The organism is Hirschia litorea (genome assembly GCF_042665075.1).
In the GTDB taxonomy this organism is placed as follows: Bacteria; Pseudomonadota; Alphaproteobacteria; order Caulobacterales; family Hyphomonadaceae; genus Hirschia; species Hirschia litorea.
Genome location: NZ_JBHTBR010000009.1, coordinates 172,428 through 193,326 on the forward strand (window position 1 = coordinate 172,428; position 20,899 = coordinate 193,326).

Below are 20,899 nucleotides of genomic sequence, written 5' to 3' on the forward strand. Positions count from 1 at the left end.
AGGTGGATGACCCTGATCTTGAGATTGATGAGCATTCCTTCATGGTGCTGCGTGGATGTGGCCCTAAAGGGTATCCGGGCATGCCTGAGGTTGGGAATATGCCATTGCCGCAAAAGCTGCTTGAAAAAGGGGTGCGTGACATGGTGCGTATTTCCGATGCGCGCATGAGTGGCACAGCCTTTGGAACGGTTATTTTGCATGTTTCGCCTGAGAGCCTTGCGGGTGGACCGATCAATCTGGTGCGCACAGGGGATATGATTACACTGGATGCAAAAGCGCGCCGTCTTGAGCTGAATGTGGATGCCGATACGTTGGAAAAGCGCGCCCAAGAGAATGCAAAACTACCAGCGCAACACGCCCCCGCACGCGGTTATTTAAAGCTCAATCACGGGCATGTGCTGCAAGCAGATAAGGGCTGTGACCTTGACTTCCTCGTTGGGAAATCAGGAGACGAAGTTAAACGAGAATCGCATTAATTTTGTGTCGCTTTGAAGTGTGAGAAGACCTCAAACAGAGTCTAAAATTCACGTATATTCGTAAAAATTAAGGGAATAAACTAAGGGGAGAATAGTCATTCTTCTACGGGTTTATTCCCTTTTTTATGCTAAAATGAGGCGGGCTGAAATATATTCCGTTGGGGTATGCGTTACATATTGGTCACAGTTATAATATAATTAGCAGAATCGATATGAATTTGTAGGAATTCTCAATTGCCTGCAAGATTGACCATTTTATCGAAAATCAGCCCAAAATGCACCGGAATATGCGTATTAGTAGATATTTCGCTAGTTTTAGGGCGATGAAGAATGATCCGAGCACCCCAAAAAACACAAATCCATTCCATAAAGGCCATGGCGGAGTTCTAGAACAGCATTAAAAATATGCTCAGAAAAATAATAATCGGGAGGATCGTATGAGAAACTTTAAAGATATTTTATTGGGTGCAACATGTGGAGCAGCAATGCTCACATTTGCGCCTTTAGCTATCGCTCAAGATGTTGTTGAAGAGACAACAGCAAGCGAAGCAAGTGCGGACGACACAAACTATCTGGACGTAATCGTTGTGACGGGTATCCGCAGCAGTTTGAAGCGCGCGATGGACGTTAAGCGTGACACAAGCGGTGTTTCCGATTCTATCGCTTCAGAAGATGTAGGTAAATTCCCTGACCTAAACGTTGCTGAGTCTTTGCAACGTATTCCTGGTATCGCCATCGACCGTAGTGGCGGTGAGGGGCAAGCAGTAACTGTGCGTGGTCTTGGACCCCAGTTCAACACTGTTTTGCTAAATGGCCGTCAAATCGCGACAGATAGTGGTGGTCGTGAATTTAACTTTGACGTGTTGGCAGCTGAGCAAATCAACGGTGCGACAATCTATAAAAGTGGACAAGCGACACTTCAAGAAGGTGGTATCGGGGGAACGATCAACGTTTCTACAGCGCGTCCGTTTGATAACCCAGGTTTCCAAATGGCTGGATCTGTAAAAGGCGTTTATGAGAGCCTTTCAGAAGAAGTATCACCCGCAGCATCTTTCTTGGTTAGCAACACTTTCGGTGCAAATGAAGAATTTGGTGTACTGGCTGCTGTAAGCCACCAACAACGTAAGTTGCAATCCAATGGTATTGGGACAGCTGGATGGCGTCCGGGTCAAACAATATCCAACAATGAAGATGGTGTCCTTTTTGAAGACGCTTACATCCCGCGGAACTGGGACCAAGTTGTTGATATTCAAGACCGTACACGTACAAATGCAAGCTTGGCTTTGCAATATGCTCCCACAAACGACCTCACACTTACATTGGATGGATTTGTATCTAAGTTTGAAGTGGATTCAGAAGTTACAGATCTTGCCTCTTGGTTTGAGCCAGACCGTGTAGGGAATGCAACAATCGACGAAAACGGCACTTTGCTAACATTCTCTCAGGATGTTGGATTGTCGGGAGGAAGTGGAGACCCTGCAAGTGACTTTGTGTCTCACACACGTAACTCTCGTGATTCTGAAACTCTAGGTCTGGGTTTCAATGTTGATTGGAATATCTCAGATAATTTCAACGGTAATTTCGACTTCTCACACTCTACCGCTAAAAATGACCGTGCAGGGCGTGACCGCTTCAACGTTGTGGGTATCATCAACAGCTATTCCTTTGATGGAACGGGTGGAACACCAACAGTTCAGCACGCTGGTTTTGAGAATGGTGGTGTGCCAGACGCTAGCCGTAGCCGTTTGCACTACAATGAAAAAGGTAATCAGCCGACTGATGAAGATCAGATCACTGAGTTCAAAGCTGACTTCGTGTATGAGCCAGATTCAGATGCTGTAGAAGCTGTTCGCTTTGGTCTATATAACCAGTCACGTGAAAAGTCTCAGTTCCAAATCTTCGGAAGCCAATGTGCGTTCTGTGGATATGGTACACCCGCGCCAAACGATGTAATCGGATTTGCGCCTGTAACAGTGAACAATTTCTTTGATGGCTTGATTGACACATTCTACGCCTATGATGGTGATGCATATGTTCAATATCTTGCAGACCAAGGTGTTCCAATTGAAACATCGCTTCAAAACAACCGTTACAAAGTAAAAGAAGACATTACGAGTGCGTATGTTGATTTCACTTTTGGATTTGATGCCGCGAACATTCCAGTAGAGATTAATGCTGGTATGCGTTATGCGGACACGAGCGTGGATGTATCGGCCGTTCAAAGCTTCATTGTGGATGTTGTTCCAACAACAGATTTAACATTGTTCTCAAACGTCTTTGGTCCAGCTACAGACATTACTGAGAGCGGTGAGTACGACAATTTCCTAGGTAATTTCAACGTTGCCTTTGATGCTCATGAAGACATGAAAATTCGTTTTGCGGCATATGAATCTATGACGCGTGCGACAATGTCTGAATTGTCTCCTGCAACCAACTTTGGTGAGCCGCGTCGTCAAAACTTGACTGCGAGTGGTGGTAACCCAGCACTAAACCCATTCACTTCAACGAACTTTGAAGTGTCATATGAGTGGTATTACTCTGATGACAGCATGTTCTCCATTGCTGCATTCCGCAAAGATATCGATGATATTATTGTGAGCCTAACTGGTAATGAAACATATACTCTGTCAAACCGTACTGCGGCTGATGGTTTCCGTTGTGCAGCTGATAATTGTGCAGAGGGCACAGACCTAGACCCAACACGTCCAGGGTTTGATATTGTTGCCAACACGGATGAGCTAAATGGTGAAACAGAAATTTATTCTGTAAGCCGTCCACGCAATGGTGAAACAGCATCTGTTGAAGGTGTGGAGATTGCTATCACTCACTTGCTCGATAATGGGTTTGGTGTGTCTGCAAACGCAACATTGGTAAGCAGTGACGTCACTATTGATCCAAACTCGGCAACAAACTTCTCACTTGAGGGGATTGGTGACTCCTACAACATTGTTGGTTTCTACGAGACAGACAGAATGCAAGCGCGTGTGGCTTACAACTTCCGTGATGAATTCCTGCGTCGTATCGACAATGGATTTAACGGTGAGCCAATTAACACAGATGCTTATGGTCAGTGGGATGTGAGCGCCAGTTACAACATAACTGACAATTACACAGTCTTCTTTGAAGGTATTAACATCACTGAAGAAGAGCTTGTACAAACAGGACGTTTCCCGAACCAAATATACAGCATTGAGAACAATGGTTCTCGTTATGCAGTGGGTGTTCGCGCTAAATGGTAGTTCACATTTAGCTAATTCAGGCTAAGCTCATTGAGGGCCGGTAGGTTCATCCTATCGGCCCTTTTTGTTGGAGAATATCCATATGCAAAAATCAATACTTATTGTTGGAGGTGGAACTGCGGGTTGGCTCAGTGCTGCCATTATCGCGTCACACCATAAGAATAGACCCAAAGACCAGTTTACAATTCATCTGGTGGAAGCTGCAGATGTCCCCACAGTGGGGGTTGGGGAGGGGACATGGCCGACTTTACGCAACACAATACGCTCTATTGGAATTGACGAAAAAACGCTGTTTAAACGTTGTTTTGCGGGATTCAAACAAGGGGCGAAATTTGTAAATTGGGCGAGTGATAATCACCAGTATTATCACCCATTTACGGTGCCGCTCGGGTATGGAAACATTGATCTGGCTCCCTATCTCGAAGATGTTCAAAGTTTTGCAGATGACGCCAATTACCAAGCCGCGATATGTGACGCCGGTTTAGCGCCGCGCGCACCTACAGAAGCTGAGTTTCAAGGTGTATGTAACTATGCTTACCACTTGGATGCAGGTGCGTTAGGGGATCTGCTTAAAGAGCACTGCCGAGATGTTTTAGGCGTACAACATCATACCGGCACTGTGAAAGAGGTTGTGCTTGACGATCAGGGCCATATTGCAAACTTAAATTTGGAACGCGAAGGTGAAGCGTTTTCTTTAAGTGCGGACATGTATGTTGATTGCACAGGGTTTAGGTCTTTATTGTTAGGCCAAGCACTCAAGGTTCCGTTCAAATCAATAGATGATGTTTTATTCAATGATACAGCGCTGGCATTGCGCGTACCTTATAAAGATGAACACGCGCCCATCGCGTGTCACACTATCGCAACTGGTCAGAATGCGGGATGGATATGGGATATCGGTCTCACGCATAGACGCGGAATTGGGCATGTCTTCTCGAGTGCGTTTCTTTCCGAAGATGAAGCCTTCGACAATCTAGCCAATTATGTTGGCGCTCCAATAGATGATCTGCAGATTAATCGGATCAAGTTTCAAGCAGGATATCGACAAAAAGCGTGGAAACACAATTGTGTAGGCATTGGTCTGTCAGGTGGGTTTGTTGAGCCATTAGAAGCAACAGCAATTATGCTGGTTGAAGTAGCGGCGCGGTATGTGGCTGAAAATATCTATGCTGATGAAAAATTGCTGCCAATTGTTGAAAAACGTTTCAATCAGCAGATGGATTATCGGTGGCAGCGCATAACTGACTTTTTAAAACTGCACTATAGCCTCACAAAACGGGATGAACCGTATTGGCGCGCACATACAGATGAAGCGACAATTCCGATAAGTCTACAAGAAGATTTGTGTGTCTGGAAAAATAGGGGGCCGCAAAAGTCTGATTTTGATGGTGTTGCAGAACTATTTCCTGCAGCAAGCTATCAATATGTTCTGTATGGAATGGGGTTCAAACCTGATTTTGATACTCAAGCCTATTTGTATGATCAGCAGCAGACCGCAAAGCGTATCATCGAGAAAAACCAAACATTGACGCGGCAATTATTGCAAGATTTGCCACCTCACAGAAACTACATAAATCACTGGCTTAGCACCGGTTAAAACCAATGGATCTATTATGACAAAACTTACGCCGCTTGATGCTGCACGCCATAAAGACCTTAAAGTCACACAGCAACGCGCTCAAATGTTTGCGGCTGGACGCCATATGATTGCGTTGAATGTTGCGGAGTTAAGTCGGGCAATTGTTGACTTTCCGGTTTTGATTAGCCGCGTTACAGGGCAGGGAGGTTTTTCCCTTTCTGCTTTAACCAGTTTTGAGCCGGGTAAAAACTTATATTTAGATGATGATGGCTGGCAATCGAGCTTCACGCCGTCACAGATGCATACTTTCCCTTTTGCATTGATGGCAAATGATAGTGACCCGCAAAATCCGCATTTTGCAATTGATGAATCCTTTCCTGCATTCTCCAAAGCGGAAGGACAGCCTTTGATGGATGCGAGTGGTCAGCCAGCTTTATGGCTAAGTCCAATCAAGGCGCAATTGATTGAAAATATGAAGAACGCCCAGCTTACGGATGCTTTCTTTCAAGCGCTGGTCCAGCACGAATTGATTAGCTCGCTCGTCATTTCGGTGCAGTATTCTGATGGGCAGACCAATAAGATTGGTGGGCTAAGTTCAATCAATGAGGACAGGTTTAAATCACTGAGCACAGAGGCTCTCGCAGATTTAAATGGGCGTGGATTTCTCGGACCTATTTATGCCTTGTTGTTTTCAATTTTCCAATTGAATGGACTTATTAGAAAGAACAATGCATCGAAACGTTTTTCTCCCATAAGCAAAATTAGCTTAGAGCTGGCAAAAGATATTCAGACCTTTTAAAAATAAAGCCCACGACTGGGGAGTCGTGGGCGAGTTTTAGTTACCAATTTACGGCATATGATCAGGGAGGGATCAATTGGAACTAAGCAGGGTCATGCAGGCGGGAAAGCACACCGCCATCAGCATATAAGGTGGAACCAGTTATGAAGCTGGCCTTATCAGAGCATAAGAAGAGCGCGGCTTGCGCAATCTCAGATACATCGGCTATGCGCCCAATCGGATGGGCTTGGGCAAGTGCTTGATAGGCTTCAGGTTTGCCTTCGAAACCAGCTTTTAGCATAGGTGTTTCTGTCGCTGCTGGCGCAAGTGTATTGACGCGTACACGTCCGCCCAAATCCACTGCTAAAGCGCGTGTCAGCCCATGCATTGCTGTTTTGGTTGTCGCATACGCGGGAAATTCAGCTTTAGTGGATTGAGCATGGACCGTACCTATATTCAGGACGGAGCCATTTTGAGCGGTAAGCGCTGGCAAAAATTGCTGAGTGAGCATAAAAGGAGCAAGCACATTTACGTTGAAGCTAAGTGTCAGGTCTTCAGGTTTTAAGTCTTCTGTACGACCAAGAATTTGAATTGCAGCATTATTGACAAGCGCTTTTAAAGGGTGTGCGTCTGTATGCTTTTCAACGTCTTGTTTAAACTGTGCGGCTTTGTCTGGTGATGTCGCGATCTCGTTGAGGTCTGCTATAATGAAAGCATCAAAAAGCTGCGCATCCATATCTGAAGCAGCATTCCGGCCTGTTGCAATAACAAACCAGCCTTCATCTTTGAAAGCTTTGCATAAAGCGGCACCAATTCCACCTTGAGCACCAGTAATAATCACAGAATCTGACACAAAATTTCCTGTATCTTCAAGAATTAAGAGATAGCCAAGGATAGATCAAATTTTTTGGAAAAGCCATGTGCTCGATGGCATATTGTATGACAATATAATGAAATAGAGTGTATGGATACCATTCCTGATTTTGGAATTAGGCGTGTGAATGTGCACGCCCTCAACCAAAACCAGAATGTAGTCAAATTATTCAGACGCAGCCCGCACGGCCTGATCCAAAAGAGGGCCATAAACAGGCATGTCATCAGCATCTTCTGCAAAAACGAAATCTTCGTGTGTTTCAATTGCGATTACGTTTGAGCGCGTCATGTTGTGAATGTACGCAAGTCCTTCTGGGCTAACAAATTCGGCGCGTCCGGTTACCCAATGACGACAATTTGCTGCGCCACATTTACAGGCGAATTGGTTGAATAATACATCTTCAGTGGATGCATAATCCATGAATAATGGCTCACCAATAGCGATATCACGTACACAGAATACCTTTTGATCGTGCATATCCAAAACCACATTTGGATCGCAGCTGTGTAGAAGCATTCCTATGAAATAGGGGTCGTGCAAATTGTCGTTTGGGGCACGTTGCAAGGAATGCTGCAGTAATTGATCTGTTTCTTCTGCAATAAAATTTCCAATTACCTCGCCGCGTTTAAAAGCGCGCACAGCAAAGATACCAACGCCAAATTCTTGGGTTGTTTTCTTCACAATATCTTGTGGAGAGGGGAGTTGGTTCTTGTTTAAGTGAGGCGGGCGGTGTGCTGCGATAAAGGTCTCAGGATATATTGTATGCATCGAGTTTATTCCTTCAAATAGGATGCATTGAGCAATTATATGCATTCGGAAGTGAGATTTGGAAAACCATTTAGCGTGGTTGAGTAGGTGGTGGTATAAACACCGGTGTGTGCGAGGATCACGCGGTCCCCGGGGGCAAGAGCATTTGGCAAATGATAGCGAAATTCTTCAGCGTAAATCACATCATTTGAATCGCATGTTTGTCCCGCCATAATCACTGGACCTGTAGGGCCTTCATGATGGGTATACACGGGGTAATCAATTTGCGTTTCAACCAATCCGCCATAGCGACCAATATCCAGATACACCCAACGAATGTCAGGGTTGGTATGGCTAGGCGCGACTAAGACGACTTCAGCGAGGATGAAACCAGCATCAGCGGGCAAGTAGCGGCCCGGTTCTGTGTAGATGAGAGGTTTTTTCTTATCTTTGAAATAAGTGTCTACATAGTGCGCAATAGCATCGCAAAATGTGTCGATTGGCGGCACAACTTTACGATAATTTGTAGGAAAACCACCCCCAACATCTAATACAGACATTGAGCTTATGCCGCGATCTGCAAGCGCATCAAATATGCTGGCAGCCGCATGAATAGGGGCATCCCAAGATTTAGGGTTTAGCTGCTGAGAGCCTGTGTGAAACGAAATACCGTGTGGGATAAGACCGTTGTCATTTGCTTTAATTAGCCATTCGATTGCTTTATCCGGTGGGCACCCAAATTTGATGGACAATGGAGAAATTGCGCCAGACCCATCTGTCGTGATCCGGCATACCACTTTTGCACCTGGGGCGTGCGTGATGATTTTGTCCAGTTCGAGTGCTGCATCAAAAACAAATTGTTCAATACCGCGTTCAAAAGCGGCTTTGATTTCAGACGCTTTTTTCAAAGGGTTGCCGTAAAGAATGTCTTTTGCTTGCGCACCAGCGGCAAGACACATGTCTATTTCTTGAATACTTGCGCATTCAAAAAAGCATCCAAGGTGTTGTAAACGCTTAAGTAAATCCGGATGAGGGTTTGCTTTTATAGCGTAATGGTGGTGAGCTTGGGGCAATGCATTTTTTAAAGCTTTGTAATTGCGTTCGACAATATCAAGCTCTACCACAAGGTGAGGGGTTGGGCCTGTGTAGTTTGCGATGAATTGCTGCAAAGCGCGGCTTGTAGATGTTTTGATAACGCCATGTCCAAAACCGGCGTTTGATGCTTTAATTGCAGATGCTGTTTTAGAGACAACAGATGGTTTATCCGCTGTGATGTCTGGTTTGCTAACGGTCTGGGGAACGGACATAAGCGACCTCCTCAGAGAGGGCATCAGATGATGCGAAGATGAAAATTGTAAGCACTAGCTAAATCCACAAAAAACGAGAAACTCGTAACTTTACGAACCGCTGATCTCCTTGCTTACTCATCGTCTCTGGGTCGATCTTTGGTAAAATTCGATATAACGGAAAAAAATCTCATGTAAAGTGTTTGATTTTGTAATCCTGTATTTATGTGAAAACGAATACAAATCTACAGAAAGAAAGGTACAGGTTTTCGAACCTATCTTATTGTGTTTATTATATATTTAGTGTACAGTATTTATTGATGCCGGAAACAAGAAAAATGTCCAGTCTGCCTGTATTTGAAGCTGAATGTGTGATCGCAGGTGCAGGTGTTGTTGGGCTTGCTATCGCGCGTGAGTTAGCGTTGGCAGGACGGGAGGTTCTGCTAATTGAGCGCAACAGCATGATTGGAATGGAAACATCTGCGCGAAATTCTGAAGTGATCCATGCGGGAATTTATTACGCCCAACACTCACTTAAAGCCCAGTGTTGTGTTGAAGGAAAAGCCAAGCTTTATGCCTATCTTAAAGAAAGAGGCATTGCGCATAAAAATTGCGGAAAACTGATAGTCGCAAATACGGATATACAAACCAAAACACTTATTGAAATCGCCCAAAATGCTTCGTTAAATTGTGTGGACAATTTGCAATTTATGGATGAATCTCAAACATTATCACTTGAACCGAATGTACGTGCAAAAGCAGCATTATATTCTCCAACTACGGGAATTATTGACGCGCACGCTTATATGCTATCCTTGAGGTCCGAGGCTGAAGAGGGGGGTGCTAGCCTTGTGCTCAATACCTGCATTGAAGGCGCTAGTGCTCTGCCTGATGGCCGCACACGGCTTGCGTGTGGCGGGGTGGAGCCGTGCTTTATAGATGCGCCAATATTTATAAATGCAGCCGGTTTAGGTGCGGTTGAGTTGGCCCAAAAAGTAGAAAATTTACACGCTGCACATATTCCCAAACAATATCTAGTGAAGGGCAATTATTTTGCTTTGCAGGGAAAGTCACCGTTTTCGCGTTTAATTTATCCTGTCCCAGAAAAGGGCGGATTGGGTGTACATCTTACTTTAGATATGGGCGGCCAAGCGCGCTTTGGTCCTGATGTGGAATGGGTTGATCACATTGATTATAATGTGGACCCAAAACGCAGTGATGTTTTTTACGATGCCATTCGTCAATACTGGCCCGATTTACCTAACCATGCTCTGCAACCCGCTTATGCAGGCGTTCGACCCAAGGTGAGTGCCCCCAATGATCCAAATGCAGATTTTATGATTTTAGGCCCAGAGACGCACGCAATAGAAGGGCAGGTGCATCTATTCGGGATTGAAAGTCCCGGCCTGACATCCAGCCTCGCAATCGCAGAGATAGTGCGTGCAAGGCTGGACATCTAGCGCGGGGGCGCGGGGGATTTTAAAACCCTTTAAATTGCACAAAGCTGTCAACGACTTCGCGCTTTGATCTGAATTTGCTTAAAGGTGCAACCATATCAGGCCAGCCGAGCGACATGCCGCAATATAGGATTTCATTGTCGGGGAGTTCAAAATGTTTGGCCAAGCTTTTGCGTGAAAATGCCCATGCTTCTTGTATACATGTGCCAAGCCCCATTTCAGTGGCAGCAAGACAAACCGATTGCATGAACATGCCTAAATGGGCCCATTGTCCGCGTCCCATTTGGCGATCAATTATAAAGAAGACTCCCACAGGCGCGCCGAAGAATTCATAATTTCGTCCGACATGTGCATAGCGTGAGATTTTATCTTCGCGGGGAATGCCCAGCACTTCATACATATCTTGGCCAACTTGCTTGCGGCGATTATTATAAATTGGTGTGAGATTTGGCGGGTAGACATTAAACTCATCATCTTGGCGCAAGTCTGGGTTGGCATAAGCTGCGATGGCTTCGTCCATGCCGATTTTAACGACTTCTTCGCGTGCTTGGCCTGTCACGACGATCACTTTCCATGGCTGCATATTGCCGCCCGAAGGAGACCAGCGCGCCCGTTCAAAAAGTGTACGTAGAGTCTCTTCATCAACAGGTTTGCTGAGATAATTGCGAATAGAGATACGTTTTTTAAGAGCGTCTTCGACATTCATTACAGCTCTCCTTTATTTCGTCCTGAGTTTATGACTGAGGCAGATTTGCAATATAGTCTGCGAGGGAGTCAGCGTTTGGAAGTGCAAGCGTTGCGCTGCATAGACGGTTGGCGTCTTTCGCGCTCATGCCTGCATACAACATAAGCGTTTGGGCTTTTTCCATAATGGCTTGTTGCGTCATTGGATATTCTGGATCGCCATAAGCATCGGCCGCGACATAGCGTTCGCCATTCACAGTAACCGCTGCGCCATAATGGGCGGGGTAGGCTGCGTTGAATTCATCTGTTTGAACCACTTCAATGCGTTCACGTAGAGCTTTGATGCTCGCAGAATTGGTGACCGCGACTGTGAAATCTTCCAATTGAGGAATGCCATTGAGCAAGGTAATGGCGACGGAGTGTTGGAGTGAAAATTTCGTCTGGATTGGGCTTGTTGGTACGGGTTTGTCACAGAATGTAAGGGCGTCTTTATAGGTCTCAACAAGGATTGGTCCTGAATTGAGATCAGCCCCATTATGTACTTTTAAAGCAGCATCAATTGCCGGATGTGCATGGCGACATGCGGGATAGGGTTTGATGCTTGTTTCATGTAGCGCCCAAGATGCATCTGGTTGCGTCAGCACATCTTCTACATTTGCCCCAGGGCACATGGCTGCGAAAAAGCCTTGCGGGCCTTCAAGAATTTGGCGTGGACCTTCAAAGCCCTGTGCAGACAAAATCGCGCCCATCACACCGGCATGGGCCGCATGGGAGGCGTGTAATTGTTTGGCCATTGAGTTAGGTTCATGGCGTGTTTGCCATAGGCCGGCAGCTTGCGTGCCAGCAAGACCAAGCGCAGAGACAAGGTCTGAACCTTCAAGTAAATAACACGCAGCCGCAGCCGCACCAAATGGCCCACATGTGGCGGTGTTGTGCCAGAATGCATAATGACCTGCACCCACTGCGCGGCCAATGCGGATTGTCGCTTCATACCCAATGACGATTGCATTGAACATTTGGGTGGGGGAGGCATTCGTATGCTGCGCCATTGCCAAAGCTGCGGGCATGATTGTGGGGGCGGCATGTAAGATTGCGCGCTTGTCCACATCATCCATTTCAAGCACATTTCCTAAAGCACCATTGTGTAATGCAGCCATCAGCGCAGACGCGGGCGTGGAGCCAATACGTGTGCATTTCCCGTCACTATCTGAAAAGGCTGCAAGGCTAAATGCATCTGTCATTTTCTGACCAGCAGCTTCTTTTTGACCTGCGATAGAGCAGCCAGTCCAGTCTAGAAATAGGCTGGCCGCGCGTTCTCTGTCGGCATCGGAAATAGGGCGGCCAAGAATTGTTGCGAGGCGCTCTGTAATTGTCATTTGCATGCTCGGCCTGACCCCTTAGTGTCTTTAGAATATGTTGAACGATGCGTTTTATGGAGTTGCAAAGTTAAATGATATATCATTTGCAGATTAAGGCGTGTGTATCTCAAAGTCTAGTGAAAACATGCCGTTTTAATTGAAACGATAAGGGCTATTTGCGTCCAGCGTCTAGTTTGCCCAGAACAAGATCGACAGCTTGTTGTGTATAGGCATCCATAAACCCATACCCCCATTGTGGCAGATCAATGATTTCACCTCTCTGCATGAGCGGCGTTGCGCGATGCGTGATGTCACCAAGGTCATCATTTGGATTCAGAATGGTGATGGAGTGGGGGAGATCTGCAAGGATTTTGTGGAAACGCTTACAATGATTGAACGCAGCTGTGTGGCCCCATTCATACGCTTCGCCGCCCATTAAGTTCATGCGGAAAGAGTGGGCCAGCATGTATAAATCTTGATCTGGTCCACGCACGCCAATGATGCGTTCCCACATTGTTTTGAAACGCGTACCTGCTTCATCCAGTGGGATGGGGGTGAAGTATTTACGAAACTCTGCCTCTTCAGCCTCATTTAGCAAAGCTGCAGAAATCATGGCGATACTACCCACATTTTCAGGGCGCATGATTGCCATTTCAGCGGCGACCTGTGCGCCTGTATGGTTGCCAAACACATCAATATGACTATGGCCAAGCTTATCTGCGACACGCCAATAATTGCGGGCATAAAGTTCGATAGATGTTGCTTCTTCACTGGGGGCGGGATCTGACATGCCATAACCGGGATAATCCATCGCGACTACGCTTCTATCTTGGCTGGCACGTGTCATGAAGGCGAGAAATTCACTCCCATTCTTTGGGCTTTGGTGGGCACAATAAAGGGGTGGTTTTGTGGCATTTTCTGCATGTGAGACATACACATGCAATTGGCCAATTTCGCCATCTATATACATACGCTGAGGTGAGGGCAAGGGGCGTTTCCTTTTGTGAATGGGCAGGAACTTTGCAAGCAAAGGATAAGTCTTTGGGAGGAAAAGGAAAGCGTACAGATTGAACGAGCCAACCTGTACGCCTCTTCGTGACCAACACGTGGGAGAGGTAAAGTCCTACGGGTTGCCGAAGGCAAATTCCAGTTTCAATGAAACGGTTCTTGGAAGGCCGTAATAGCGTCCAAATGATGAAACGCCTTGTTCCCAATACTCTTCATCTCCAAGGTTTTTCCCTTCAAGAGCTATCGTCCAACGACCATCTTGATCTTTCAAAGCTATTCGAGCGTCGATAAGAGTGTAAGGGTTGGATTTGATGTTTTGGGAGTTGGCGACGTTTCTGTGAATGTCCTCTGTGTGCATTAAGTTTAATGTACCCACAAAGTCATATCCATGATTGCCTGGAATAGTTTGCTCGATCCCGATTTTATAGTGAGTTTCAGGGGCGTGCTTCAGGTGATATTCTGTCGTTACGCCTGGAGGTGGTCTTAGCCATTCGTCTTCCAGAATACCCAAAATACCATAGATGTATGTGTTTTCGAATGGGCGGGCATTGGCCTCCAAGTCGAAGCCTTTGAAACTCGCATCTCCAGAAACGACGATAAAGCGATCTGTAACTGGATCTAGAACACTTTGTTGAAGCTTGGCGTATTCCGTATCAAAATAAGCTCCATTCAAAGTCACACGATTATCAAACCAAGTGGTTTTCAAACCTGCTTCGTAAGAGGTAACAGTTTCAGGTTCCAATGCTAATTGGGCACCTTGAATGTTAATAGGATATGTTTCTGCAAAACCACCTGCTTTAAAACCTTCGCCATAGTTTACATAGGCAAAGATGTTGTCGGTGACTTCCCATTCAAGTCCAACTTTAGGCGTAAATTTCTCACTTGAATAAGTGCCGGTGGTTGAGAAATTTGGCTCTTGGGTTACTGGGTTGACATTGACGCGGTCAAGATCTTTTTCGTCACGTGTAAAGCGTCCGCCTACAGATATTGAGAATACATCCGCCAATTTGAGGCTCATATCACCATAAACAGCTGCACTTATTGCTGTTTGTTCATCATTCATCAGTCTACCTAGGAAGAGGGCATCTTGTGAGATGAATTCTCTGTAGAAATATGCCCCAGTGGTCCAAGAAAATGGTCCGTCTGAAGTGGAGGCAAATTGCAGTTCTTGACTGAATTGGTTTTGGCTATTTTTAATTTCAATTGGCAACCCTCCGCCTGGTGTAGCGAAAAAGTCAATTGCTAATTGGTCTTGAAAGGTTCGGAAAGCTGTAATGGATTTGATGTCTACAGAATCAAATCCTGAGAATGTATTTGTAGTTTGCAGGCCGTATTGGACGTGATTGTTAACATCTGGAACGTTGCTGAGAGTTTGAAAAGCGTTTCCGTATGTCAAAGGGCATTGGACGCCATTAAAGCCTCCATTTAAGCCTGAACAATCAGTTGCAGTTAGGGTCTGAGGGCCGGAACGGTCTCTAAATGTGTCTATTGTAGAGTAAGATTCCCAATCAGGCGTTGGTTTCCACATAAATCCGATACGCGCTGATTGTTGATTGACTGCATTTAGGTGTTGACCAGTTTCTGTGCCATCGGGATTGACGGCTGTGATAAAACCATCTCGATCTCTAGATAAATAACTGACCATCACAGCCAATTTGTCTTCAACGAGAGGTACGTTGGCTGTTCCACCAATATCGACTGCTTCAAAGCTTCCAAAACTGCCCCGCAACTTGGCCCAGCTTGCATCTGTTTCGGGTTTGCGTGTGACGTATTTTAGGGCACCACCAGATGAATTTCGTCCATAAAGGGTCCCTTGTGGACCACGAAGCACTTCAACACGTTCGAGTTCGACAAGGTCGAGAAGTCCACCAATTTGTCGACCGATAAATACATCGTCTACATATACACCAATGGGGCTTTCAAGATTGTAAGATGAGTTATCTTGGCCGACACCGCGCATATAGACTTGAAGACCGGTTGTTGTCCCAGTGTTGTTCACCACAGTTAAGTTTGGAGAGGAAAGGTTCAAATCCTTGACGTCTGCAACTTGTTGTCTATCAAACGCGCTTGCGTCAAAAGCTGACATTGAAATTGGGACGGTTTGCAAGGTCTCTTCGCGACGCCGTGCTGTCACCGTTATTGTATCGAGTTTAGAGAGAGCATCAGCTTGCGTTGGAGGCTCTGTCTTTGTCGATTCCGCTTCTTGCGCAATCGCACTTCCTTCAAAGCATAAGCTAATGAGTATAATCGAACTTGCTGTAGATTTAAGCCAGTTAAAGGTGCTCGTTTTCATTGTTTTGTATCCCCTGAGTGTTCTTATTGTATTGTTGCAGGCAGCTTCAATAATCCGTTTAGAATCCCCAAAAAGAAGCGCTACAGCATATATGAAGCGACTAAGCCGACCTGCTGTAAAACAACAGATGTGAGAACCTTAACAATCATTTGGTTGTGGCTTGGCGCAGAGGATCATAAGTGCCGTGAACAGTTGGTAGTTTAAAATATTTAATAAAAACAATATGTTGATAGTGTTTCGTTTTCTTTTGTTGTTGATGCACTAAATGTTTGAAGCATGGTGTGTAGTGGAAGTTGGGCGTTCAGGGGCGTGGATCTAGCTTTACAAGGTTGAGTATGTCGCCATATTTGTCCGGACATTAAGTGCGGCAATAGATTGCACAGGAAAAGCAAATTAAATTGAAGTTTGTGGTTGAACGCCAGGACCTAATTTGAAAGGACTTTTATGAGCACTCTTGAAACTGCTACAGTCAAAGAAGCGAATGAAGAACACGAAAATTCAGGACAGGAATGGCGAAAACACTATCGCCTAGTTGTAGCCGCATTATTGGGTATTGGATTGGGGCTGAGCCCTCTGCCATATTATACTTTGATAGTGTTATCTGAGCCTTTGATGGCAGAATTTGGCTGGACGCGAGGCAATGTTTTTGGCGCGTTGTTTTTCATTACGCTGGGTATTTTTGTAACGTCTCCTATTGTTGGGTATTTCACAGATAACTTTGGGGCGCGCCGCACAGCGCTGGTATCTATTGCTCTCTTTGCGTTCTTTTTCTTTCTATTTTCGTTCATGCAGGGAAACTTAACTGTATTTTACGGGATCTTTTTTTTGATGTCGGTTTTTGGAGCAGGAACATTACCTGTGACATTTACGCGGGCGATTAATAATAATTTTGAATCTTCTCGCGGGCTGGCCTTGGGTGTTGCGTTAATGGGGACGGGGGTTACAGGTTTTTTTATTACAGACATGACTCAGCTCTGGATTGATGAATATGGATGGAGACGTACATTCCAGATTCTTGCAATGTTACCCATTTTTATCAGTCTGCCCGTTGCCTATTTTTGGTTTCGAGACCCTAAAGAAGAAAAAGCCCTTAGCTTAAATAGCCGTATGGACATGAGTGTTGTTAAGGGGATGACTTTTGTAGATGCGCTAAAGGATTGGCGACTGCACGTGATTGGCGTGTCGTTTCTTTTTATTGGCGCGGCAATTGCGGGTACAATTCCTAATGTGAAATTCCTGCTACAGGATCAGGGCTATACTGCGCAAATGTCTGCGAGCCGTTTTATCGGTGTGGGGCTTATCGGGTTGTCGGTTTTGTTGGGAAGAGGGCTGGGCGGGTTTCTTGTCGATAAGTTCTGGGCACCGGGTGTGGCGTTTTTCATGCTGATATTGCCTGCAGTATCATGTCTCATATTTTTGCAAGGCACCAATCCAATTTGGTTGAACGTGTTGGCGATTGCGTTTTTGGGGATAGCTGCGGGCGTTGAGTATGACTTGATGGCATTTCTGGTGAGCCGATATTTTGGCATGAAAGCGTATGGGCGAGTGTATGGGGTATTGTATGCCATGTTTGCAATTGGGGCTGGATTGGCACCTGGTTTGTTTGGCAGTGTACGTGATAAAACGGGGTCATATGACACCATTCTCGTATTAGCTGCGGGACTTGTATTTGTTGGTGCATTAATGTTGTTGACGATTGGAAAGTATCGCCGTTTTGATACGTTTGGTCATTTTGTAAAAACGTCAGAATGAGATCAATTTCATAATGAATAGTTGGGCTAATTTTTATAGGATAGTTTAGAAAAAACTAGGCACCTATTGAGTTAAGTATAGACACCTGTAAGGGGGGAAGCACCACGAAATGGCAGACAAAAACCTTGATCCGCTTCCTATTTTATCAAAAACATATCTTCAGCCCAATCGGCTTGAGCATTTTATGGCGGTGTATGAAACCCAGAATGTGCATAGAGCTGCGCAAAAGCTAAATGTATCTCAGCAAGCGGTCAGTAAGACCATTAATAAGCTTGAGGACACTCTACAAGTGGACTTATTTGTGAGGTTGCCGACAGGTGTGCAGCCTACGCAATATGCAGATCATCTTGCGAGACGGGCACGACTTATTTTGAGTGAAAGTCGGCTTGCTACCTTAGAGATTGATGCATTGCGAGGATCGAAACAGGGTACGGTGCGCGTGGGATGTGGGCCGAGTATGGCTGGACGCCTTTTTCCACTAGCGATTGAGCGCATGCGGGGCCGCAATAAAAACTATGGGTTCACAACATATGTAGGTCATACGCAAAAACTTATGCCGCTTGTTTTATCTGGCGAGATTGAGTTCGCGATTGTGGCACCTCCGGCATCTGTATCCATTCATCCAGAGTTAGAAGTTGAAACGCTGTATGAAGAATATGATATTGTGATTGGACGGTCCGACCATCCTTTGTTGTTGAAACCCGATCGCACACTGCAAGATTATCAAGCCTATCCATGGGTCGCCTCACATGGATTATCTACGATATGGACGAGTGTGGTGGATATATTCTCGGGGCAGGGGGTTGATCCCCCAAACTATCTTTTTCGTACAGACTCTATGGCCATGGTGATTGGTCATGTGATGGCTAGCAATGCATTGTGTATGTTGTGCCGAGAGGCGATACAACCTTATTGGCGCACTGGGGATTTGGCGATTATACCGCATTCTCAATTGGTTATATCACGAAATATTCAGGTCATTACACGCAAACGAGGTCAATTATCACCTGTTGCAAAAATGTTGAAATCTATCGCGATAGAGACGATCATGAGCGAAGGTTTAAAAGCTGAACAACAACCAAAAGGTTGTTAGATGGACAATCTAAGCTGTTTGATCCTTTGCTCACTAAGTCTTTAGGTGTTTGTCTGGCGCACGCCACTATTGCTGTCATTGCTCTTTCATAAGGACGATGGGGCATTTAGGGAATATGGAGACACCTATGAGCATTTTCGACGACTTCCACAAAGCCATGCCGACAATGGCAAAACATGCTGGCATTTGGGAGGGGATATACACCCATATAGATGTGGATGCGAACGTCATCGACAGACATAAAACACGTGTTGTGTGTGAATTTCCTACAGAAGGTGAGCATGTCTACATCCAACATAACCACTTTATGTGGGAGGATGGGCGTGAATACAAAGCGCGTCTTCCGGGTGTTTATCGTGATGGGCGTTTATGGTGGGATTTAGACACTTTTCATGGCTCATCGTGGGAAACGGATGAAGGGCTCATAATGCTCGACCTTGATCGCAAAGATGATCCCGGTGCAAATTTTTACGAAATTATTGCGCTGGGTAAAACCGGCCAGCACCGCGCTCGTACATGGCATTGGTTTAAAGATGGCAAGCTGTTTAAACGCACACTGTGTGATGAAACCAAAATTGGCTAGTTTTCTAGAGGCTTGTATTTATTGATAATAATCAGCACTAACCGATGCTGAAGACACAACATTATGCTCGGAAGATAAACCCATGAATTCGCAAATTTCTCATGAACAATTGGAAAATATGAAGCTAATACTTGGTCGAGAAAATATTACTGACAAGAGTGCTGATTGTGCATTATTTAGTCAGGATATTTGGGCCGTCGGGGAGTTAGCGAACTTTGTTGCTAGTCCAGAAAATACGGCTCAACTTTCTCAAATCGTACAATTGGCGGCCAAAGAAAATATTGCACTCAATCCGCGTGGTGGCGGGATGTCCTATACAAAAGGATATATACCTTCCAAGGTGAATACGGGAATTTTGGACCTCTCCAAAATGAATAGAATTTTGGAGATAAATGCTGAGGATATGTATGTCACGGTGCAGGCGGGTTGTACTTGGAAAACGCTGAATGAAGCGCTGAAACCACTGGGCTTACGGACACCTTTCTGGGGCCCACTTTCAGGTCTTACTTCCACCGTGGGGGGCGGAGTTTCCCAGAATAATGCGTTCTTCGGAGCCTCAACTTATGGGTCTTCCATAGATAGCGTAACATGTCTGACAGTGGTGTTGGCGGATGGCACCATAGTGAAGACAGGTTCCTCAGGAACAAAGGGCGCGAAGCCGTTTTTCCGTCAATATGGTCCAGATCTGACAGGATTGTTTTTGGCTGATGCAGGCGCTCTTGCTTATAAAGCAGAGGTTAGTTTGAAATTGATTGCCGCTCCGCAGGCTGAGGATTGGGCTAGCTTTGCCTATGAGGATGCAGCAAGCGTCTCAAAAGTTATAGCGGATATGGGCCGCCTTGGTTTAGCGTGCGAGGTATTTGCGTTTGACCCCAATCTGCAATCAGTGCGGATGAAACGCGAAGGCATGATGTCCGATGTTAAAAAATTGGCCAATGTAATCACCTCCGAAAAGGGGGGGCTGCTGAAAGGCGTAAAAGAAGGGATGAAAGTTGCTGTGGCTGGTCGCAGCTATATGGAGGATGTTGCGTATTCAGTACATTATACGGTTGAGGGGCATTCTATGGCGGAAGTCTCTGCTAAGATGGAGACATTGAAAAAAATCGCTCTGGAATATGGTGGTAAAAAAATAGAGAACTCTATTCCGAAAATCATGCGTGCTAACCCTTTTGGGCCACTTAACAGTATTATAGGACCACGTGGTGAGCGCTGGGTTCCTATCCATGGTATTGTACCAATGGGGGATGGTGTGAAATGTGTCGCTGAAATTGAAGCGCTTTATGATCGCTTGCGCCCTGAGTTGGACAAGTACGAAATAATAGCTGGATTTTTCCTTAGTACATTGTCAAATAACGGATATTTGATCGAACCTATCTTTTTCTGGCCGGAAGAATTACGTCCACTGCATTTAGATATTTTAGAAGAGAACGTTGTCTCACGCATCAAGCCGTTTGATGCTAATCCCGAGGCAACTGAGTTTGTTTCACATGTGCGCCAATCCATTCTTGGAATATTTGAAAAATATGGTGCTGCACATTTGCAGATTGGTCGTGTCTATCCGTTCCGAAAACATCGGGAAGAAGATACATGGAAAGTACTTGAGGGGATTAAAGCGCTCCTTGATCCAGATGGTCGCGTAAATGCTGGGGCTCTGGGATTTGATTAAGCTAACTATTTGATAGATTTATATTT

15 protein-coding genes and 1 pseudogene are annotated in these 20,899 nt (G+C 45.4%); 9 read left to right on the forward strand and 7 right to left on the reverse strand.

The window, feature by feature from the left end:
- The 4 genes and pseudogenes from ACFQS8_RS15555 to ACFQS8_RS15570 form a co-directional block, all read left to right on the forward strand.
- Positions 1–476: pseudogene (locus ACFQS8_RS15555) on the forward strand (dihydroxy-acid dehydratase); the annotation flags it as partial.
- 485 nt (positions 477–961) lie between these two features.
- Positions 962–3,715, forward strand: coding sequence for a TonB-dependent receptor (locus tag ACFQS8_RS15560; protein WP_382169218.1), 2,754 nt, complete (start codon positions 962–964; stop codon positions 3,713–3,715).
- A gap of 82 nt (positions 3,716–3,797) precedes the next feature.
- The gene (locus ACFQS8_RS15565; RefSeq protein WP_382169095.1) at positions 3,798–5,312 is read left to right on the forward strand and encodes a tryptophan halogenase family protein; all 1,515 of its coding nucleotides are present in this window, start codon (positions 3,798–3,800) and stop codon (positions 5,310–5,312) included.
- Between the two features lie 16 nt (positions 5,313–5,328).
- On the forward strand, positions 5,329–6,093 hold the full coding sequence (locus tag ACFQS8_RS15570; RefSeq protein WP_382169097.1) for a SapC family protein: 765 nt from the start codon (positions 5,329–5,331) through the stop codon (positions 6,091–6,093).
- An 82-nt stretch (positions 6,094–6,175) separates the two neighbouring features.
- Here ACFQS8_RS15570 and ACFQS8_RS15575 read toward each other — a convergent pair whose 3' ends face one another.
- The 3 genes from ACFQS8_RS15575 to ACFQS8_RS15585 form a co-directional block, all read right to left on the reverse strand.
- Complete coding sequence (locus ACFQS8_RS15575) at positions 6,176–6,925, reverse strand: SDR family NAD(P)-dependent oxidoreductase (RefSeq protein ID WP_382169099.1); 750 nt, start codon at positions 6,923–6,925, stop codon at positions 6,176–6,178.
- 186 nt (positions 6,926–7,111) lie between these two features.
- Positions 7,112–7,714: an SET domain-containing protein-lysine N-methyltransferase gene (locus ACFQS8_RS15580; RefSeq protein WP_382169100.1), complete on the reverse strand. Its 603-nt coding sequence runs from the start codon at positions 7,712–7,714 to the stop codon at positions 7,112–7,114.
- A 35-nt stretch (positions 7,715–7,749) separates the two neighbouring features.
- Entirely contained in the window at positions 7,750–9,000 is a 1,251-nt protein-coding gene (locus ACFQS8_RS15585; RefSeq protein WP_382169102.1) for a type III PLP-dependent enzyme, read from the reverse strand.
- Positions 9,001–9,317: 317 nt separating this feature from the next.
- Between ACFQS8_RS15585 and ACFQS8_RS15590 the strand changes: the two genes are divergently transcribed.
- Positions 9,318–10,439 (forward strand): NAD(P)/FAD-dependent oxidoreductase, encoded by a 1,122-nt coding sequence (locus tag ACFQS8_RS15590; protein WP_382169104.1) that lies wholly within the window; start codon positions 9,318–9,320, stop codon positions 10,437–10,439.
- Between the two features lie 19 nt (positions 10,440–10,458).
- On the opposite strand, the gene ACFQS8_RS15595 is transcribed toward ACFQS8_RS15590, so the two are convergent.
- From ACFQS8_RS15595 to ACFQS8_RS15610, 4 genes are all read right to left on the reverse strand, one after another.
- Positions 10,459–11,142: a nitroreductase gene (locus ACFQS8_RS15595; RefSeq protein WP_382169106.1), complete on the reverse strand. Its 684-nt coding sequence runs from the start codon at positions 11,140–11,142 to the stop codon at positions 10,459–10,461.
- A gap of 28 nt (positions 11,143–11,170) precedes the next feature.
- A complete protein-coding gene (locus ACFQS8_RS15600; protein ID WP_382169108.1) occupies positions 11,171–12,502 on the reverse strand; it encodes an MmgE/PrpD family protein in 1,332 nt (443 codons plus the stop codon).
- Between the two features lie 148 nt (positions 12,503–12,650).
- Positions 12,651–13,466 carry an alpha/beta fold hydrolase gene (locus ACFQS8_RS15605; RefSeq protein ID WP_382169110.1) on the reverse strand — a complete coding sequence of 272 codons (816 nt, stop codon included), beginning with the start codon at positions 13,464–13,466 and terminating at the stop codon, positions 12,651–12,653.
- A gap of 135 nt (positions 13,467–13,601) precedes the next feature.
- Positions 13,602–15,779 carry a TonB-dependent receptor gene (locus ACFQS8_RS15610; protein WP_382169112.1) on the reverse strand — a complete coding sequence of 726 codons (2,178 nt, stop codon included), beginning with the start codon at positions 15,777–15,779 and terminating at the stop codon, positions 13,602–13,604.
- A gap of 444 nt (positions 15,780–16,223) precedes the next feature.
- On the opposite strand from ACFQS8_RS15610, the gene ACFQS8_RS15615 reads away from it, so the two are divergent.
- The 4 genes from ACFQS8_RS15615 to ACFQS8_RS15630 all read left to right on the forward strand — a co-directional run bounded on the left by ACFQS8_RS15615 (position 16,224) and on the right by ACFQS8_RS15630 (position 20,873).
- A complete protein-coding gene (locus tag ACFQS8_RS15615) occupies positions 16,224–17,531 on the forward strand; it encodes an MFS transporter (protein ID WP_382169114.1) in 1,308 nt (435 codons plus the stop codon).
- Between the two features lie 109 nt (positions 17,532–17,640).
- Positions 17,641–18,624 (forward strand): LysR family transcriptional regulator, encoded by a 984-nt coding sequence (locus tag ACFQS8_RS15620; protein ID WP_382169116.1) that lies wholly within the window; start codon positions 17,641–17,643, stop codon positions 18,622–18,624.
- Between the two features lie 127 nt (positions 18,625–18,751).
- Positions 18,752–19,207 carry a hypothetical protein gene (locus tag ACFQS8_RS15625; protein ID WP_382169118.1) on the forward strand — a complete coding sequence of 152 codons (456 nt, stop codon included), beginning with the start codon at positions 18,752–18,754 and terminating at the stop codon, positions 19,205–19,207.
- Between the two features lie 82 nt (positions 19,208–19,289).
- A complete protein-coding gene (locus ACFQS8_RS15630; RefSeq protein WP_382169120.1) occupies positions 19,290–20,873 on the forward strand; it encodes an FAD-binding oxidoreductase in 1,584 nt (527 codons plus the stop codon).
- Positions 20,874–20,899 lie beyond the last annotated feature (26 nt).

What these genes read in the sequence shown, in the direction of transcription:
- ACFQS8_RS15630 (WP_382169120.1), top strand. Translation starts at nt 19,290, where the DNA reads ATGAATTCGCAAATTTCTCATGAACAATTGGAAAATATGAAGCTAATA.
- ACFQS8_RS15580 (WP_382169100.1), bottom strand. Translation starts at nt 7,714, where the DNA reads ATGCATACAATATATCCTGAGACCTTTATCGCAGCACACCGCCCGCCT.
- ACFQS8_RS15595 (WP_382169106.1), bottom strand. Translation starts at nt 11,142, where the DNA reads ATGAATGTCGAAGACGCTCTTAAAAAACGTATCTCTATTCGCAATTAT.
- ACFQS8_RS15600 (WP_382169108.1), bottom strand. Translation starts at nt 12,502, where the DNA reads ATGCAAATGACAATTACAGAGCGCCTCGCAACAATTCTTGGCCGCCCT.
- ACFQS8_RS15625 (WP_382169118.1), top strand. Translation starts at nt 18,752, where the DNA reads ATGAGCATTTTCGACGACTTCCACAAAGCCATGCCGACAATGGCAAAA.
- ACFQS8_RS15615 (WP_382169114.1), top strand. Translation starts at nt 16,224, where the DNA reads ATGAGCACTCTTGAAACTGCTACAGTCAAAGAAGCGAATGAAGAACAC.
- ACFQS8_RS15620 (WP_382169116.1), top strand. Translation starts at nt 17,641, where the DNA reads ATGGCAGACAAAAACCTTGATCCGCTTCCTATTTTATCAAAAACATAT.
- ACFQS8_RS15585 (WP_382169102.1), bottom strand. Translation starts at nt 9,000, where the DNA reads ATGTCCGTTCCCCAGACCGTTAGCAAACCAGACATCACAGCGGATAAA.
- ACFQS8_RS15565 (WP_382169095.1), top strand. Translation starts at nt 3,798, where the DNA reads ATGCAAAAATCAATACTTATTGTTGGAGGTGGAACTGCGGGTTGGCTC.
- ACFQS8_RS15560 (WP_382169218.1), top strand. Translation starts at nt 962, where the DNA reads ATGCTCACATTTGCGCCTTTAGCTATCGCTCAAGATGTTGTTGAAGAG.
- ACFQS8_RS15610 (WP_382169112.1), bottom strand. Translation starts at nt 15,779, where the DNA reads ATGAAAACGAGCACCTTTAACTGGCTTAAATCTACAGCAAGTTCGATT.
- ACFQS8_RS15570 (WP_382169097.1), top strand. Translation starts at nt 5,329, where the DNA reads ATGACAAAACTTACGCCGCTTGATGCTGCACGCCATAAAGACCTTAAA.
- ACFQS8_RS15590 (WP_382169104.1), top strand. Translation starts at nt 9,318, where the DNA reads ATGTCCAGTCTGCCTGTATTTGAAGCTGAATGTGTGATCGCAGGTGCA.